We start from the raw sequence: 15,907 nt of genomic DNA, 5'->3' as shown, positions 1-15,907 counted from the left end.
ACCGGATGAGCAGTGACACCCAACTGGTGCTGGGGTTCGACTTCGGCACCACCCGCATCGGCTTGGCCATTGGCCAGAGCCTGACCGCCAGCGCAAACCCCATTGACCCCATACGGGCACGGGACGGCAAACCCGACTGGGACAGCCTGGACGCCGTGATTCAACACTGGCAGCCCCATGTGCTGGTGGTCGGTATTCCGCTCAATATGGACGGCACCATCAGCGAGATGGCACGCCGGGCACGCAAGTTTGCCAACCGCATTCAGGATCGCTACCAACTGCCCTGCTTCCTGTGCGACGAACGCCTCACCACGGCCGAAGCCAAGCGTATTCATCTGGACGCCGGTGGCGGCACCAATTTCAAGCAGGAGTCGGTGGACGGACTGGCCGCCCAGCTGATTCTGCAGGACTGGTTCAATTCACCCGACCGCATTCCGAGCCACACCCGACTGGAGGACCTTTATGGTATCGAGCACCCTGAGCGTTGACGCGCTGCTCGACAAGATGTCGCGCGAAACCCGTGGCCTGATCAGCCAGCGTAACCTGGACGACCCCTTGATGATCGGCATCCGTACCGGTGGTGTCTGGCTGGCCGAACGCCTGCACCAGCAGCTGGAACTGGAAAGCCCACTGGGAGTCATGGATATCAGTTTTTACCGCGACGATTTCACCCAGGCTGGCATCAATCCCAAGGTACAGCCCACCCAGCTGCCCTGCGCCACCGAAGGCCGCAACATTCTGCTGGTCGACGACGTGGTCATGACCGGTCGCACTATCCGTGCGGCGCTGAATGAGCTGTTCGACTACGGTCGCCCGGCTTCGGTTGCCCTGATTACCCTGCTGGACCTGCAACGCCGCGAACTGCCGATTCAGGCCGATGTCGTCGGCGGCACCCTGGCCCTGGGCCCGGACCAGCTGGTCAAACTGAACGGCCCCGATCCCCTGTCGCTGACGATCCGCCAGCGCGACTGAACCGAATAAGAGACTGCATCATGTTTGAGGCCAACGACCCGAACAGCATTCAGCTGACCGCCGACGGACAGCTGCGCCACTTCCTGACCACGGAAGGCCTGCCCAAGGAATTGCTGACCGAGATACTCGATACTGCCGACTCCTTTGTCGACATGAGCCAACAGCAGGTGAAGAAAGTCCCGCTGTTGCGCGGCAAGACCGTTGCCAACCTGTTCTTCGAGAACAGTACCCGTACCCTGTCCACCTTCGAGCTGGCCGCCAAGCGCCTGTCCGCGGACGTGTTGAACCTGAACATCAACACCTCCTCCACCAAGAAGGGCGAGACACTGAAAGACACCCTGATGACCCTGGAAGCGATGCACTCCGACATGTTCGTGGTGCGCCATTCCGACAGCGGTGCCGCCCACTTTATCGCCCAGCACGTGACCCCCAATGTGGCGGTGATCAACGCCGGTGACGGTCGCCATGCGCACCCGACCCAGGCGATGCTGGACATGCTCACCATTCGCCGTCACAAGGGTGACTTTGCGCCGCTGAAAGTGGCCATCGTCGGCGATATCCTGCACTCCCGTGTGGCCCGCTCCCAGATTCATGCCCTGCGTACACTGGGCGCCGCCGAGATCCGTGTGATCGCACCCAAAACCCTGTTGCCGCGTCATATCGAGGCACTGGGCGTGAAGGTCTACACCGAAATGGCACCGGGTCTGCGCGATGTGGATGTGATCATGATGCTGCGTCTGCAGAAAGAGCGCATGCAGAGTGCACTGCTGCCGAGCGAATCCGAGTTCTACAAGCTGTATGGCCTGAACCGCGACAAGCTGGCCTATGCCAAGCCGGATGCCGTTGTCATGCACCCGGGGCCGATCAACCGCGGTGTGGAGATCGAGTCAGAAGTGGCCGATGGCCCGCGCTCCCTGATTCTGGACCAGGTCACCAACGGTATTGCCGTGCGCATGGCGGTCATGTCCAAAGCGATGAGTGGTCAGCTGTCACAACAGGGCGAGAACAACGCGGAGGAGCAGGCATGAATATCGTAATTCAGGGCGGCCGCGTTATCGACCCGACCCAGCACTGGGATGAACACGCAGACCTGTATATTCAGAACGGTGAAATCACCGCACTGGGCGAAGCACCGGCGGGCTTCAGTGCCGACGAGGTGATCGATGCCACCGGTCAGATCGTCTGCCCCGGCCTGATCGACCTCTGCACCACTCTGCGTGAGCCGGGCCTGACCCGCAAGGGCACCATCGCCAGTGAAAGCGCTGCTGCCGCCGCAGGCGGTGTGACCACGCTGGTGGTAACGCCGGACACCCAGCCGGTGGTAGAAACCACCGCGGTGGCCGAGATGATTCAGGACCGTGCCGCCGATGTGGGTTTCACCCGCGTGCTGCCCATGGGCGCGCTGACCCAGGGCCTTAACGGCGAGCAACTGGCGCCACTGCATGGCCTGGCCAGCTCCGGCTGTGTGGCTTTCACCAACATGCGCAACCCGTTCAGCAGCAGCCAAACACTGCTGCGCTGCCTGGAATATGCGGCGACCCATGACCTGCTGGTGGTGTTCCAGGCCCAGGACCGCACCCTGGCCACCAACGGTTGCATGCATGATGACACCACCTCCACCCGCCTGGGCCTGAACGGCATTCCGGAAGCGGCGGAAACCATCGAAGTTTCGCGCTGCCTGCTGCTGGTGGAACAGACCGGAGTACGCGCACACTTTGGTCAGCTGTCCTGTGAACGTTCAGTACGCATGATCGAAGCCGCCCGTGAGCGTGGTCTGGACGTGACCGCCGATGTAGCAATCCAGAACCTGCTGCTGACCGACGAGAGCGTAAACGGCTTCAACGCGGCCTATCACCTGCAACCGCCTTTGCGCAGCCAGCTGGACCGCGCCGGCCTGCGTCAGGGCCTGGTCACCGGCACCATTTCGGCGATCTGTTCCGACCACCAGCCACATGATCCCATTGCCAAGCAGGCACCTTTTGCCGCTACCGAACCCGGCATGACCGGTCTGGAAACCCTGCTGCCGCTGAGCCTGTCACTGGTGGAACAACAGCTGATTGCCCTGCCCCAGCTGATCGAAACCCTGACCGCCGCACCGGCCCGTATTCTGGGCATTGAAGCCGGGACTCTGTCTATCGGCTCCCAAGCTGATGTCTGCGTGTTTGATCCTGAAGCCGAATGGGTTGTCAGCGAAGACAGCCTGCGCTCGGCCGGCAAGAACACCCCCTTCCTGGGGCAGACATTGAAAGGACAGGTTAACGCCACCCTGATGGATGGCCGTATCGTGTTCCGTCGATAACGGCCAGCCCGGTTCGACAAAAAAGGGGAGCTTCCACTGGAGGCTCCCCTTTTTGTTGCTTAGATTGGCGGCAAGGGCTACATGCCCTTCACGTCCAATTCACCTTTCAAGTTCAAGTTGTCGTCGTCATCCTGCAGAGTAAAACTGGGCATATCTTCATCTTTAGAGTCCGGCTTGCCGCTGGTTTCCGCATCCAGCTTGATCATCAAGCGCAGGTCGTTGGCCGAGTCGGCGTGGGCCAGAGCGACTTCGTATGTGATCACGCCGTCGCGGTAGAGCGCAAACAGGGCCTGGTCGAAAGTCTGCATGCCCAGGTTGGTGGACTTCTTGATTACTTCCTTGATCTCGTGCACCTCACCCTTGCGGATATGGTCCTGAATCAGCGGTGTATTGATCATTACCTCAATGGCGGCGCGACGGCCCTTGCCATCCACGGTCGGCAGCAGCTGCTGTGCGACAATCGCCTTGAGGTTCAACGACATGTCCATCCACACCTGGTCATGATGCTCGGGACCGAAGAAGGAGATGATACGGTCCAGCGCCTGGTTGGCGTTGTTGGCGTGCAGGGTGGCCAGACAGAGGTGACCGGTTTCCGCGAAGGCCAGACCGTATTTCATGGTCTCGGCAGAACGGATCTCACCCATCAGGATCACGTCCGGTGCCTGACGCAGGGTGTTTTTCAGTGCCACATCGAAGGATTCGGTATCAATCCCCACTTCACGCTGGGTAATGATGCTCTTCTTGTGGTTATGAATGTACTCGATCGGATCTTCGATAGTGATGATATGACCAGCATGGTTGGCGTTGCGGTAGTCGATCATCGACGCCAGTGAGGTGGACTTACCGGTGGAGGTACCACCGACAAACAGGATCAGACCACGCTTGGTCATGGACAGATCCTTGATCACGTTCGGCAGTTTCAGCTCATCCATGCTTGGAATATGGGTGTTGATGGAACGCAGCACCATGCCCGGCGAGTTGCGCTGCATGAACGCACTGACACGGAAACGGCCGATGCTGGGCGCGCTGATGGCAAAGTTACACTCGTTTGTACCTTCAAACTCCGCCAGCTGTTTGTCGTTCATCGTGCTGTACACCAAAGCACGGGTTTGGCTAGCTTTCAAAGTTTCTTTAGTCAACGGTCGGAGAGTACCATCTACCTTAATCGATGGCGCCGCACCAGCCGTCACAAAAAGATCCGACGCACCCCGGTCAACCATTACTTTTAACAGTTGGGTAAAGTCCACAATGTTGCTCCTGTCATCTCAAACTCAGAATGCGCTGGGGTTCTTAGCCTTCTCTCGCGCCAGCTCCTTGGAAATAATCCCTTTCTGCATCAGTTCCGAAAGTGACTGATCCATGGTTTTCATGCCGTAGGCAGCACCTGTCTGTATCGCTGAATACATCTGTGCAACCTTATCCTCACGGATCAGGTTACGTACTGCTGGAGTGCCAATCATGATTTCATGTGCAGCAACCCGCCCCCCTTTAAGGCGTTTCAACAAGTTCTGAGAAATAACACCTTGCAAAGACTCGGACAACATGGAGCGCACCATGTCTTTCTCGGCCGCCGGAAAGACGTCGATAATACGGTCAATGGTCTTGGCCGCCGAGGTGGTGTGCAAGGTGCCGAACACCAGGTGACCTGTTTCCGCAGCCGTCAGTGCCAGACGGATGGTTTCCAAATCACGCATCTCGCCCACAAGAATAACATCAGGGTCTTCACGCAGGGCGGAGCGCAATGCGTTTGAAAAGCTGTGAGTATCTCGATGCACCTCACGTTGGTTAATCAGACATTTTTTGCTTTCATGAACAAATTCAATCGGGTCTTCAATCGTGAGTATATGATCTGGTCGAGTTTCATTGATGTAGTCTACCATCGCGGCCAATGTGGTGCTCTTACCAGAACCGGTCGGTCCGGTTACCAACACCAATCCCCGCGACTTTTCCGACAAATCTTGAAACACCTTGCCCATACCCAAATCATCCATGGTCAAAACCTTGCTGGGTACTGTTCGAAAAACAGCCGCCGCACCACGATGCTGATTAAAAGAGTTGACACGGAAACGTGACAGGTTGGGCACTTCAAACGAAAAATCAGCCTCGAAATTTTCTTCGTATTCTTTGCGCTGTTTGTCGTTCATGATGTCGTAAACAAGAGTGTGCACTTGTTTGTGCTCAAGCGCAGGCAACTTGATCCTGCGTACGTCACCATCGACACGGATCATGGGTGGCATGCCGGCAGTCAGGTGCAAGTCGGAAGCACCCTGTTGCACGGCAAAAGACAAAAGTTCTGTAATATCCATAAGCAGTCGAGTTCCGGAGCAGCTTCTATTAAACTTTAGTGTTCTAACAGAATAGGCATAACCTGCCAATGACAGCCGTCATGTCATGTATCATAGGTGATTATGTTAGCAGAGAAGTATGACAGCGTTTGTCAGCAGATCCGCAACGCCTGCAAAGCAGCCGGCCGTGATGCGGACGAAGTGCAGCTGCTGGCCGTAAGCAAGACTCGCGCCGCCGACGAAGTGCGCCAACTGCATAACTGTGGCCAGACCGCCTTTGGCGAAAACTATCTGCAGGAAGCGCTGGACAAGATCGAGGCGCTGCAGGACTTGCCGCTGGAGTGGCATTTCATCGGCCCCATCCAGTCCAACAAGACCCGCCCGATTGCCGAGAGCTTCAACTGGGTACACAGTGTCGACCGTCTCAAAATCGCGCGCCGCCTCTCCGAACAGCGTCCCGATGCGCTGGGGCCTCTGAATATCTGCCTGCAGGTCAATATCAGTGGCGAAGACAGCAAATCCGGCTGTTTGCCTGAAGAGGTTCCCGAACTGGCCAGAGAGGTTGCCGCACTGCCCAATATTCAGCTGCGTGGCCTGATGGCTATCCCCGAACCGGAAACCGACCCGGCCCGCCAGCGTGCTACCTTTGCCCGCGTACGCGAATTGATGACCTCGCTGCAGGCCGATCTGCCACAGCTGGATACCCTGTCCATGGGCATGTCCGGTGATCTGGAAGCGGCCATTGCCGAAGGCGCCAGCATTGTCCGTATCGGTACCGCCCTGTTCGGCCCGCGCCATTACCCCAACACATCAGCCAAGCCCCAGGCTTGAGTACAGGAGTCGTTTCATGAGCCAACAACCCGTAATTGCATTCATCGGTGCCGGTAACATGGCCCGTGCCATCATTGGTGGGCTGCTCGAAAACGGCTTTGCCGCCGCCAACATCTGGGCCGCCGAGCCCGATGCCAGCCGCCTGCAGGACCTGGCCGAACAGGGACTGAAGACAACCTGTGACAACAACGAAGCCGTGGCCGCGGCCGACATGGTGATTCTGGCGGTCAAACCCCAGATCATGCAGGCGGTGGCCTCCGAGCTGGCTGACGCAGCGCAGAAACATCAGCCACTGTTTGTATCCATTGCGGCCGGCATCAGCCTGGATGCGCTGGATCGCTGGCTGGGCGGTAATGCCGCCGTGGTACGCTGCATGCCGAACACGCCGTCGCTGGTACAGACCGGTGCCAGCGGCCTGTTCGCCAACGCCCGCGTCAGCGAGCAACAGCGCAATCTGGCGACTCAGGCGATGGAAGCCGTGGGTATCGCCCTCTGGGTTCAGAACGAAGCCGAACTGGACGTGGTCACGGCCATCTCCGGTTCGGGCCCGGCCTACTACTTCCTGATGATGGAAGCGATGACCGCTGCCGGCGCCAAACTGGGCCTGAGTGAGGAAACTGCACGTGGCCTGACCCTGCAGACGGCTCTGGGCGCGGCCCGCATGGCCAGCAGCAGTGACGTGGATGCCGCCGAGTTGCGCCGCCGTGTCACCTCACCCAAGGGCACCACCGAACAGGCTATCCTGACCTTCCAGGCAGAAGGGCTGGAAGCGATCGTGGAAAAAGCAATGGTCGCCTGCCGTGACCGCGCCGAGGCGATGGCCGCCGAGCTTTGCAAAGACTGATTTCAACCGGATAAACAGGACTGACCATGGGACAGGATCCGATTACACTGATCATCAGCCTGGTGGGAGGGATTTTTTCCTTCCTGCTGCTGATGCGCTTTGCGTTACAGCTTTCTCAGGCTGACTATTACAACCCGATCTCACAATCGGTAGTGCGCTTCACCCAACCGGTGGTCAGCCCTCTGCAAAAGGTCTTGCGTCCCATCGGTCGACTGGACTTTGCCACCCTGATCGTAGCGGTGCTGGTCAAGGCTGCGGCCATTTTCCTGATGGTGCAGTTCTCGCCGATGTTTGCGTCCGCCGCCGGCGTTAACCCGGTGCATATGCTGATCTTTGCCCTGACCGGCACCCTTAACACGCTGCTCACCATCTATTTCTGGGCCACTCTGGGCGCGGTCATCATCAGTTGGGTCGCCCCGGACAGCTATCACCCGGCCCCACAGCTGCTGCTGCAGCTCACCGAGCCGCTGTTTGGACTGGCCCGCAAGGTCATACCGCCCATCGGGGGCCTGGACCTGTCGCCGATCCTGATTTTCATCCTGATTCAGCTGGCACAGAGCTATCTCAGACCCTTCGTCATTATCTGACATGGGCGCACCTTACTACCGCTGGCAGGGCGAGGACCTGATCCTGCACTGCCATCTGCAACCCAAGGCATCCCGGGATGAAATTTCCGGGCGGCATGGGGACAGTGTTAAGATCCGCATAGCGGCACCGCCCATCGAGGGCCGTGCCAACGCGGCCCTGATCAAATTCCTCGCCAAAAGCTTCGGCGTGGCCAAGCGCGACGTCAGCATTATCAGTGGCGAGCTGGGACGGGAGAAGCGCGTGCGCATTCAAGCGCCGGGGCAGTTGCCCGCAAGCCTCGATATTTCACGGGACGAATAAGGAATCCGCTTTGTTTACCTCCAGGTTTCGATTGCACTGCCGGGTGCTGCACTACGACATGTGATGCGTTAACTGCCGACGCCCCGCGTCACGTCAACGCGATTTCCATGCCTTTTTGACAGCGAGATACCACCATGCCCGCAGCCATACCCGAAGATTCCGTCGGCCTGGTCACCCCCCAGTGCCTCCAGTTTGATCAACCACTGCCGCTCAGTTGTGGGCGCAGCCTTGATCACTGGGAATTGATGATCGAAACCTATGGTGAGCTCAACGCCGATGCGTCCAATGCCATCCTGATCTGTCATGCCCTGTCCGGCCACCATCATGCAGCCGGTTATCACAGCATGGACGAACGCAAGCCCGGCTGGTGGGATTCCGCCATCGGCCCCGGCAAGGCGATCGATACCAACCGCTTCTTCGTGGTCAGCCTGAATAATCTGGGCGGCTGCCACGGCTCCACCGGCCCCAACAGCAACAACCCCGACACCGGCAAGCCTTACGGTCCTGATTTCCCGATCATGACGGTGCAGGACTGGGTGCACAGCCAGGCACGTCTGGCCGACCGCCTCGGCATTCAACAATGGGCTGCCGTGGTGGGTGGCAGTCTGGGCGGCATGCAGGCACTACAGTGGTCAATCACCTACCCCGACCGTCTGCGCCACTGCGTAGTCATCGCTTCGGCCGCCAAGCTCAGTGCCCAGAACATCGCCTTCAACGAAGTCGCTCGGCAGGCGATCAGCAAGGACCCCGAGTTCCACGACGGCCATTACTACGAGCACAACATTGTGCCCCGCACCGGCCTCATGCTGGCGCGAATGGTAGGCCACATTACCTACCTGTCCGACGACGGCATGCGTGACAAGTTCGGCCGCGAACTCAAGGACGGCAAGCTCAGTTTCGACTTCAACCCCCAGTTCGAGGTGGAGTCCTATCTGCAGTATCAGGGTGAGCGTTTTTCCTCGTCATTCGATGCCAACACCTACCTGCTGATGACCAAGGCGCTGGACTACTTCGACCCGGCCGGCGAACACGGCCACAACCTGGCCGACGCCCTGGCGCCAGCCACCTGCAACTTCCTGGTGGTCTCATTCACCACCGACTGGCGCTTCTCGCCGGAGCGCTCACGGGAACTGGTAGATGCGCTTGTAGCCGCCCGCAAGCCGGTCAGCTACGCCGAGATCGATGCGCCTCAGGGGCACGATGCGTTCCTGATTCCCATCCCGCGCTATATGGAAGTGTTCAGCGGTTACATGAACCGTATTGCCGATGCCCTGCCCCAGTCTGAAGGAGGTGCCCCCAATGCGCGCTGATCTGGAAATTATCAACGAGTGGATTCACCCCGGCTCACGCGTACTGGACCTGGGCTGTGGTGATGGCGAATTTCTGGCGCAGCTGAAGCAGGACAAGAATGTCAGCGGCTACGGCCTGGAGATCGATCACGACAACCTGACCGCCTGTGTCGAAAAAGGCGTCAGCGTGATCGAAAAGAATATCGACGATGGCCTGGCTTCCATCGGTAATGACAGTTTCGACACGGTTGTCATGACTCAGGCGCTGCAGAGCATGCACCGCCCGGACCAGATCGTGGACGAAATGCTGCGCATCGGCCGCGAATGCATTGTCACCTTCCCCAACTTTGCCCACTGGCGCGCCCGTGGCTACCTGGCGTTCCGCGGCAAGATGCCGGTGTCCAAATTTCTGCCCTATACTTGGTATAACACGCCGAACATCCATTTCTGTACCTTCAAGGATTTCGAGGAACTCTGCGTGGATCGCAACATCGAAATTCTTGAACGCACGGTAGTCGACCACACCCATCGGCACCGCTGGTGGATCAAGCTGTGGCCGAACATGCTCGGCGAAATCGCCATCTACCGTATCACCCGCTAGGACGCCCAGACCCTGCAAGGACCCTGAGTATACGAGGAGAACACCATGCGCCTGTTTAATCTATTGTCGGGCCCGGCTGTCGCACTGGCAGCCCTTCTGGCCAGTACCAGCGCACTGGCCGAACAGTCGATCTCCGATGGTCGTTACGAGATCCATTACAACGCCTTCAATTCCAGCTTTGTCACCCCGGAAGTGGCACAGGCCAACAACCTGGTGCGCAGTAAATACCGCGCTCTGGTGAACGTTTCCGTGCTGGAAATGCAGGACGACGGCAGCAAGCAACCGGTCCGCGCCATCGTCTCCGGGCAGGCATCCAATCTGCTGAACCAGGCTCAGACGCTGGAGTTCAAACAGATCGATGAAGGCGATGCCCTGTACTACATCGGCAGTTTCCGTTTCACCGAAGATGAGCAGCTCAAAATCAATCTGAATGTGCAGCCGGACCCGAATAAGCCGGCCTACACCATTGAGTTCGACCAACGTTTTTACGTCGATTGAGCAGCCAATTCACGCTTAGGACGCCCCATGATAGACAAGATTGTTCTGGCCAGCGGTAATCGCGGCAAACTGAAAGAGTTCAGCGAAATCTTTGCTCCCCTCGAAATTGAGGTGATGCCGCAGTCGGATTTTGCCGTCCATGATGCCGACGAAACCGGTTTGAGCTTTGTGGAAAATGCCATCATCAAGGCACGCCACGCCGCCCGCATCACCGGCCTGCCGGCACTGTCCGATGACTCCGGCCTGGAAGTAGACGCTCTCAACGGCGCCCCGGGCATCTATTCGGCACGCTACGCCGGCGAAGGCTGTGGTGATGACGAGAACAACGCCAAACTGCTGCAAGCCCTGGCCAACGTGCCTGAGGACAAGCGCAGCGCCCGTTTCCAGTGCGTGCTGGTGTTCATGCGTCATGCCGAAGACCCCACACCGCTGATCTGTCAGGGCAGCTGGGATGGTCGTATCCTCACCGAGGCGCATGGTCATAACGGCTTCGGCTATGACCCGCTGTTTTACGTACCGGAAACCGACTGCGCCAGCGCCGAGCTCAGCCCTGAGCAGAAACAGCGCTACAGCCATCGCGGCAAGGCGGTACGCCAGTTCATGGATGCCATCGGCCCCTGGCTCTCGCATACATGAGCCTGTTGCCGCCCCTCTCGCTCTACGTACACATCCCCTGGTGTGTACGCAAATGCCCCTATTGCGACTTCAACTCCCACGCCGCGCCGGAAGAGTTGCCGGAAGCGGACTACGTGGCCGCACTGCTGGATGACCTGGAAAGCGACCTGCCCCTGGCCGGTGATCGCCCGCTGCAGTCCATTTTCATTGGGGGTGGCACCCCCAGCCTGTTCAGCGCCGATGCCATCAACCGCCTGATGCTCGGCGTGCGTGAGCGCATTGCACTGGCGGAGGATGCTGAAATTACGCTAGAAGCCAACCCCGGCACCTTCGAGCGGGAACGCTTTGAAGGCTATCATGCGGCAGGCATCAACCGGCTTTCCATCGGCATTCAAAGCTTCAACGCCGAGCATCTCAAGCAACTGGGGCGGATTCACAACCCGGACGAAGCCTGCCGAGCCGCCGAAGCAGCTGTTGCCATTTTTCCCCGCGTGAATCTGGACCTGATGCACGGTCTGCCCGGACAAAGCACCGAGCAGGCCCTGAGCGATCTCAAGCAGGCCCTGGCCTTCGACCCCGGCCACCTGTCCTGGTACCAGCTCACCATCGAGCCCAATACCGAATTCCACGCCCGCCCACCTCAGCTGCCGGTGGATGAGACGCTGTGGACGATTCAGGAGCAGGGCCAGGCACTGCTGGCAGATCATGGCTATGATCAGTATGAAGTCTCGGCCTATGCCAAACCGCTCCAGCAGGCGCGGCACAACCTGAATTACTGGCAGTTTGGTGACTACCTTGGCATTGGGGCCGGCGCCCACGGCAAGCTGAGCCATTTTGATGCCGAAGGACAATTACAGATTGAGCGTCGCCACAAGCTGCGCCAGCCCAAGGGCTACATGGATCCGTCCAAGCGCCTGGCCGGACAGCAACCCATCCCCCACGACGAACGCAGTTTTGAATTCATGATGAATGCCCTGCGATTGACGTATGGCACTGAAGTCGACTTGTTTACCCAGCGCACAGGGGTTAACTTTTCAGAGATACAGCCGATACTGAATAAAGCGTACGCCTTTGAATTACTGGATAATTCTGACAGCCGGCTAGCCCCCACCCGTCAGGGTCGACTGTTTTTAAATGACTTGCTGGCCCTGTTCCTGGATTGAACCTGGCCTTCAGCACACTCATGGATGTCTGATGTCGTGAATGCGTCTGGAGACCCACGCAATGACCATCAAGCAAAAGCTTGGCACCCTTATCGCCCTCATCCTGGCCGGTTTTATCGGCATGGGTGTCATCTTCACCTACACGCTGGAGCGCTACGGCACGCTGGTAGAAACCAGCCAGGCAATAAGCCATGTAGAAGCACGCAAACTGGACCTGCGTCGCCATGAAAAAGACTTCCTGGCCCGCCTGGACCCGAAATACCAACAGCGTTTTTCAGACACCTATAACGAGTTCACTGATGAGCTCTCGCACCTGGTAACGCTGCTCGATGGTCTTGGTCTCGATGATGAGTTGAACACCATGGCTCAGAGCATGCAGACCTACCGCAGCAGTTTTGAGCAGGTTGCCGATCTGCGCACCCGGATTGGTCTGGATGAGGAAAGCGGGCTTCGCGGCACCCTGCGCGGCGCGGTGCATAACGCGGAAGAACAGGTCAAGGCCACCCGCGACAACGACCTGCTGAGCCAGCTGTTGATGCTGCGTCGGCATGAAAAGGATTTCCTGTTGCGTCTGAATACCAAGTATCTGGACCGCTTTAACAAGCAGATCGACAGCATCAACCTGCAGATCGATATCGCCCTGCTGCCGGATGATGCCGAGCAGCTGAAAGGCCTGCTGCAGCAATACCGCCAAGGGTTCACAGCCCTGGTGGACAGTTTCCAGCAGCTGGGCCTGACCGTTGATCAGGGCCTGATGGGACAGATGCGCGCGGCCGTGAAAAGTACGGACGATATCCAGCAGCAGCTGCAGCAGGAACTCAACCAGCTGATTGAAACTCAGGAAAACCGCCTGCAGTTGATCGCTCTGATCGCTGTACTGGCGTTTATCCTACTCACTACCGTACCTGCCCTGCTGCTGGGTCGCAGCATACTGCAGCCCATCAAGACGCTGGCGGACACCATGAAGCGCGCCAGCGACGAGCATGACCTGACCCTGCGCACCGATGCCAGCGGCAAGGACGAAGTAGCTGCAATGGCACGTGACTTCAACCTGATGATGGACAGCTTCCGCGACCTGATCGCGCGTGTGGCGGGTACCTCGTCCCAACTGGCAGCCGCCGCTGAACAGCTGTCGGCGACCAGTCAGGACACCTCATCCGGCCTCAACACCCAGCAGGAGCAGGTAATGCAGGTTGCGACGGCGGTACAGGAGATGGAAAGCTCCATGCAGGAGATCGCCGGCAGCACCGAAACCACCGCACATACCGCCCGTCAGGCGCAACAGGATGCCTCCGACAGCACCGAACGTGTCGCCGGCAGCATTGATGCCCTGAACGAGCTGGCTACCAAGGCACGCCAGACCGCTGATGTGGTCGAGCAGTTGCATCAAAACAGCGGTGAAATCGGCACCATGCTGGATGTGATCAAGGATATCGCCGAGCAGACTAACCTGCTGGCACTGAACGCCTCCATTGAGGCCGCGCGTGCCGGTGAACAGGGCCGTGGCTTCTCGGTGGTGGCCGATGAGGTGCGCACCCTGGCGGCACGCTCACAGACCTCAGCATCGGAAATCGAGAAACTGGTGCACAGCCTTCAGGACCAGACCCAGAATGTGAGCCAGCTGATGCAGGCCAGTGTAGCGGACAGTGAAGCCAGCGCCGAACGTGCCAGCGAAACCATTGGCGCGCTGGATACCATCACCAACGGCGCTGCCAGCATCGTCGATATGACCACCCAGGTGGCCTCGGCTACCGAAGAACAGGCCTCGGTAGCGGCGGAAATCACCCGCAACATCGACCACATTCGCAGCATTATGGAAGATGCCAACCGCCAGGTTGGCCAGAACGCGGATGCCAGCCAGATGGTGGCGCAGCAGGCATCGGAGCTGCAGGACGCCGTGTCCAGCTTCCGTACCTGAGTGTGACATACGGCCCCTCCTGTCTCCGGGAGGGTGCCGCTTACGCCATCAGGTTGACCGATTCTTTACAGAGTCGCGCGCTGCGCAGCCCTGCCTTTCAAGCCTTCTACCGCCGCGGGCAACTGCGACAGGCATTGCACTGTATGATCGGCCACTGCCGGCTGCGGCCACTCCTGCCCGGGCAGGTTCACCCAGACGGTCCAGATGCCCAGCTGACGGGCAGCCTGCACATCATTGATCGGGTGATCGCCCACATGCACCACCTGTTCCGGTCGCAGTCCGGTATGGTGCAGTGCCTGCTGAAACATCTCCGGCTCAGGTTTGGCCGAGCCCACGGTATCCGCGTTGTACTGGAAATCAAACAGGTGCCCAACCAGTGTCTGGCTGACATCTGCATTGCCATTACTGAGCGCACCGATCAGATAACCCTGCTGGCGCAGCTGCTCCAGCGCTGCCTGCGCATGCTCGAACAGTTCGACCTGATGGCGCCCCTGCATGAACACCTCAAAAGCGCGTTCGGCCAGGTTGATCGCCTCGGCTTCGCTGTAACCGGCCGCGACGCAGCCACGCTCCAGCAGCTTGATGCGTATCAGGCTGAGACTATGCGCAATTTCGGGGTGCTTCTCCAACAGTGAGCGGCGCAATTCTGACCCTTCGGCCATGTCACTGACTTCATGCATGGCTGTAAACAGGGGAGCATTCATCTCCAGCCACTGCCACAGGCTCTGGTTGGCCTGGCGGATCACCGGATCCACCGCCCAAAGGGTGTCATCCAGATCGAAAGTGACGCATTTAATCATCGCGTTTGTGCCTCGCACGTGGGTGAGCCTGTTCATATACCTCCATCAGGTGCTGAAAATCCAGATGGGTATAGATTTGAGTGGTACTGATGTTGGCGTGCCCCAGCAGCTCCTGCACCGCGCGCAGGTCACCGCTGGATTCCAGCATATGACTGGCAAAACTGTGGCGTAAACGGTGTGGATATACCCGTCCCTGAGTGCCCTGTTCGGCGCCCCGCTGCTGTAATCGCTGCTCCACCGCTCGCGTGGTGAGACGTCGGCCGCGCTGACCCACAAACAGGGTTGTTTCATCGGGCGCAGCCAGCTTGTTGCGCTCCGGCAGCCAGGCACGGACTGCCTCAACCGCCAGACGCCCCACCGGCAGGCGTCGAGTTTTGCGGCCCTTGCCCAGCACGGTGATTTCGCCCTCCGCCAGATCCAGGTCGCGCAGCTCAATGCCAACCAGCTCAGATACGCGCAACCCCGACGAGTAGATCAGCTCCATCATGGCACGATCACGAATATCCAGGGGTTCGTCACCTTTTACATCCAGCAGCGCACCCACCTGTTCGGTATCCAGGGTTTGTGGCAGGCGTCGTGGGGCTTTGGGTGCCTGTACCGACAATGCAGGATTACGTGTGCACCAACCTTCACGGGAAAGAAAACGGTAAAAGGCGCGGCAGGCGGACAGCAGGCGCTGCAGACTGCGTCCGGACAGGCCTTCGGCATGCAGTTGGCCAATGGCGTAACGCAGGGCGGCTTCATCCAGCGTTTGCCAATTGGCCAGCTGATGGTCGCTCAGGAGCTGCTGCAGACGCTCAAGGTCGCGGCGGTAATTGCTGAGGGTATGCGGGGACAGCTGACGCTCCACCCGCAGGTAATGCAGGAAATGGGTCGGCCAGTCACTCACGGCCGGCTGTTTCAT

The 15,907-nt window shown here is 58.9% G+C and carries 18 protein-coding genes; 14 read left to right on the top strand and 4 right to left on the bottom strand.

The window, feature by feature from the left end:
- Positions 1-5: 5 nt before the first annotated feature.
- Genes ruvX through BW956_RS12410 form a run of 4 tightly spaced genes read left to right on the top strand, consistent with a single transcriptional unit; the run spans position 6 to position 3,271 of the window.
- Positions 6-488, top strand: coding sequence for a Holliday junction resolvase RuvX (gene ruvX, locus BW956_RS12425; protein WP_076463010.1), 483 nt, complete (start codon positions 6-8; stop codon positions 486-488).
- On the top strand, positions 463-972 hold the full coding sequence (gene pyrR / locus BW956_RS12420; protein ID WP_010324967.1) for a bifunctional pyr operon transcriptional regulator/uracil phosphoribosyltransferase PyrR: 510 nt from the start codon (positions 463-465) through the stop codon (positions 970-972). Before ruvX ends, pyrR begins: the two co-directional genes overlap by 26 nt.
- 20 nt (positions 973-992) lie before the next feature.
- A complete protein-coding gene (locus BW956_RS12415) occupies positions 993-2,000 on the top strand; it encodes an aspartate carbamoyltransferase catalytic subunit (protein WP_010324968.1) in 1,008 nt (335 codons plus the stop codon).
- On the top strand, positions 1,997-3,271 hold the full coding sequence (locus BW956_RS12410; RefSeq protein WP_076463009.1) for a dihydroorotase: 1,275 nt from the start codon (positions 1,997-1,999) through the stop codon (positions 3,269-3,271). The genes BW956_RS12415 and BW956_RS12410 overlap by 4 nt, the downstream gene beginning before the upstream one ends.
- A gap of 77 nt (positions 3,272-3,348) precedes the next feature.
- Here BW956_RS12410 and BW956_RS12405 read toward each other — a convergent pair whose 3' ends face one another.
- A complete protein-coding gene (locus tag BW956_RS12405; protein WP_076463008.1) occupies positions 3,349-4,518 on the bottom strand; it encodes a PilT/PilU family type 4a pilus ATPase in 1,170 nt (389 codons plus the stop codon).
- A 24-nt stretch (positions 4,519-4,542) separates the two neighbouring features.
- Positions 4,543-5,577, bottom strand: coding sequence for a type IV pilus twitching motility protein PilT (locus tag BW956_RS12400; protein ID WP_076463007.1), 1,035 nt, complete (start codon positions 5,575-5,577; stop codon positions 4,543-4,545).
- Between the two features lie 102 nt (positions 5,578-5,679).
- Here BW956_RS12400 and BW956_RS12395 point away from each other — a divergent pair, with 102 nt between their 5' ends.
- From BW956_RS12395 to BW956_RS12350, 10 genes are all read left to right on the top strand, one after another.
- The gene (locus tag BW956_RS12395) at positions 5,680-6,387 is read left to right on the top strand and encodes a YggS family pyridoxal phosphate-dependent enzyme (RefSeq protein ID WP_076463006.1); all 708 of its coding nucleotides are present in this window, start codon (positions 5,680-5,682) and stop codon (positions 6,385-6,387) included.
- 16 nt (positions 6,388-6,403) lie between these two features.
- Complete coding sequence (gene proC / locus BW956_RS12390) at positions 6,404-7,231, top strand: pyrroline-5-carboxylate reductase (protein ID WP_076463005.1); 828 nt, start codon at positions 6,404-6,406, stop codon at positions 7,229-7,231.
- Positions 7,232-7,257: 26 nt separating this feature from the next.
- Positions 7,258-7,818 carry a YggT family protein gene (locus tag BW956_RS12385; protein WP_076463004.1) on the top strand — a complete coding sequence of 187 codons (561 nt, stop codon included), beginning with the start codon at positions 7,258-7,260 and terminating at the stop codon, positions 7,816-7,818.
- A 1-nt stretch (position 7,819) separates the two neighbouring features.
- Positions 7,820-8,119: a DUF167 family protein gene (locus BW956_RS12380; RefSeq protein ID WP_076463003.1), complete on the top strand. Its 300-nt coding sequence runs from the start codon at positions 7,820-7,822 to the stop codon at positions 8,117-8,119.
- Positions 8,120-8,253: 134 nt separating this feature from the next.
- Positions 8,254-9,429: a homoserine O-succinyltransferase MetX gene (gene metX, locus BW956_RS12375; RefSeq protein WP_076463002.1), complete on the top strand. Its 1,176-nt coding sequence runs from the start codon at positions 8,254-8,256 to the stop codon at positions 9,427-9,429.
- Positions 9,419-10,009: a methionine biosynthesis protein MetW gene (gene metW / locus BW956_RS12370; RefSeq protein ID WP_010324977.1), complete on the top strand. Its 591-nt coding sequence runs from the start codon at positions 9,419-9,421 to the stop codon at positions 10,007-10,009. The genes metX and metW overlap by 11 nt, the downstream gene beginning before the upstream one ends.
- A gap of 45 nt (positions 10,010-10,054) precedes the next feature.
- Positions 10,055-10,507: a DUF4426 domain-containing protein gene (locus tag BW956_RS12365; protein ID WP_076463001.1), complete on the top strand. Its 453-nt coding sequence runs from the start codon at positions 10,055-10,057 to the stop codon at positions 10,505-10,507.
- A 27-nt stretch (positions 10,508-10,534) separates the two neighbouring features.
- Complete coding sequence (gene rdgB, locus BW956_RS12360) at positions 10,535-11,143, top strand: RdgB/HAM1 family non-canonical purine NTP pyrophosphatase (RefSeq protein WP_076463000.1); 609 nt, start codon at positions 10,535-10,537, stop codon at positions 11,141-11,143.
- Positions 11,140-12,285: a radical SAM family heme chaperone HemW gene (hemW, locus tag BW956_RS12355; RefSeq protein WP_139327179.1), complete on the top strand. Its 1,146-nt coding sequence runs from the start codon at positions 11,140-11,142 to the stop codon at positions 12,283-12,285. Before rdgB ends, hemW begins: the two co-directional genes overlap by 4 nt.
- A 61-nt stretch (positions 12,286-12,346) precedes the next feature.
- Positions 12,347-14,203, top strand: a complete 1,857-nt coding sequence (locus tag BW956_RS12350; RefSeq protein ID WP_076462998.1) for a methyl-accepting chemotaxis protein — start codon at positions 12,347-12,349, stop codon at positions 14,201-14,203.
- A gap of 65 nt (positions 14,204-14,268) precedes the next feature.
- Here the strand turns inward: BW956_RS12350 and BW956_RS12345 are convergent, their stop codons facing one another.
- Both BW956_RS12345 and xerC read right to left on the bottom strand, forming a co-directional pair.
- Positions 14,269-15,003 (bottom strand): HAD family hydrolase, encoded by a 735-nt coding sequence (locus BW956_RS12345; protein ID WP_010324982.1) that lies wholly within the window; start codon positions 15,001-15,003, stop codon positions 14,269-14,271.
- Complete coding sequence (xerC, locus tag BW956_RS12340; protein ID WP_076462997.1) at positions 14,996-15,907, bottom strand: tyrosine recombinase XerC; 912 nt, start codon at positions 15,905-15,907, stop codon at positions 14,996-14,998. Before xerC ends, BW956_RS12345 begins: the two co-directional genes overlap by 8 nt.

It is taken from the genome of Marinobacterium stanieri (assembly GCF_900155945.1).
Classification (GTDB): Bacteria; Pseudomonadota; Gammaproteobacteria; order Pseudomonadales; family Balneatricaceae; genus Marinobacterium; species Marinobacterium stanieri.
The sequence above is the reverse complement of the archived record's forward strand: the minus strand, read 5'-3'. Positions and strand labels throughout refer to the sequence as shown.

What these genes read in the sequence shown, in the direction of transcription:
- rdgB (WP_076463000.1), top strand. Translation starts at nt 10,535, where the DNA reads ATGATAGACAAGATTGTTCTGGCCAGCGGTAATCGCGGCAAACTGAAA.
- xerC (WP_076462997.1), bottom strand. Translation starts at nt 15,907, where the DNA reads ATGAAACAGCCGGCCGTGAGTGACTGGCCGACCCATTTCCTGCATTAC.
- metX (WP_076463002.1), top strand. Translation starts at nt 8,254, where the DNA reads ATGCCCGCAGCCATACCCGAAGATTCCGTCGGCCTGGTCACCCCCCAG.
- proC (WP_076463005.1), top strand. Translation starts at nt 6,404, where the DNA reads ATGAGCCAACAACCCGTAATTGCATTCATCGGTGCCGGTAACATGGCC.
- BW956_RS12415 (WP_010324968.1), top strand. Translation starts at nt 993, where the DNA reads ATGTTTGAGGCCAACGACCCGAACAGCATTCAGCTGACCGCCGACGGA.
- hemW (WP_139327179.1), top strand. Translation starts at nt 11,140, where the DNA reads ATGAGCCTGTTGCCGCCCCTCTCGCTCTACGTACACATCCCCTGGTGT.
- metW (WP_010324977.1), top strand. Translation starts at nt 9,419, where the DNA reads ATGCGCGCTGATCTGGAAATTATCAACGAGTGGATTCACCCCGGCTCA.
- BW956_RS12345 (WP_010324982.1), bottom strand. Translation starts at nt 15,003, where the DNA reads ATGATTAAATGCGTCACTTTCGATCTGGATGACACCCTTTGGGCGGTG.
- BW956_RS12365 (WP_076463001.1), top strand. Translation starts at nt 10,055, where the DNA reads ATGCGCCTGTTTAATCTATTGTCGGGCCCGGCTGTCGCACTGGCAGCC.
- pyrR (WP_010324967.1), top strand. Translation starts at nt 463, where the DNA reads ATGGTATCGAGCACCCTGAGCGTTGACGCGCTGCTCGACAAGATGTCG.
- ruvX (WP_076463010.1), top strand. Translation starts at nt 6, where the DNA reads ATGAGCAGTGACACCCAACTGGTGCTGGGGTTCGACTTCGGCACCACC.
- BW956_RS12400 (WP_076463007.1), bottom strand. Translation starts at nt 5,577, where the DNA reads ATGGATATTACAGAACTTTTGTCTTTTGCCGTGCAACAGGGTGCTTCC.
- BW956_RS12380 (WP_076463003.1), top strand. Translation starts at nt 7,820, where the DNA reads ATGGGCGCACCTTACTACCGCTGGCAGGGCGAGGACCTGATCCTGCAC.
- BW956_RS12385 (WP_076463004.1), top strand. Translation starts at nt 7,258, where the DNA reads ATGGGACAGGATCCGATTACACTGATCATCAGCCTGGTGGGAGGGATT.
- BW956_RS12410 (WP_076463009.1), top strand. Translation starts at nt 1,997, where the DNA reads ATGAATATCGTAATTCAGGGCGGCCGCGTTATCGACCCGACCCAGCAC.
- BW956_RS12395 (WP_076463006.1), top strand. Translation starts at nt 5,680, where the DNA reads ATGTTAGCAGAGAAGTATGACAGCGTTTGTCAGCAGATCCGCAACGCC.
- BW956_RS12350 (WP_076462998.1), top strand. Translation starts at nt 12,347, where the DNA reads ATGACCATCAAGCAAAAGCTTGGCACCCTTATCGCCCTCATCCTGGCC.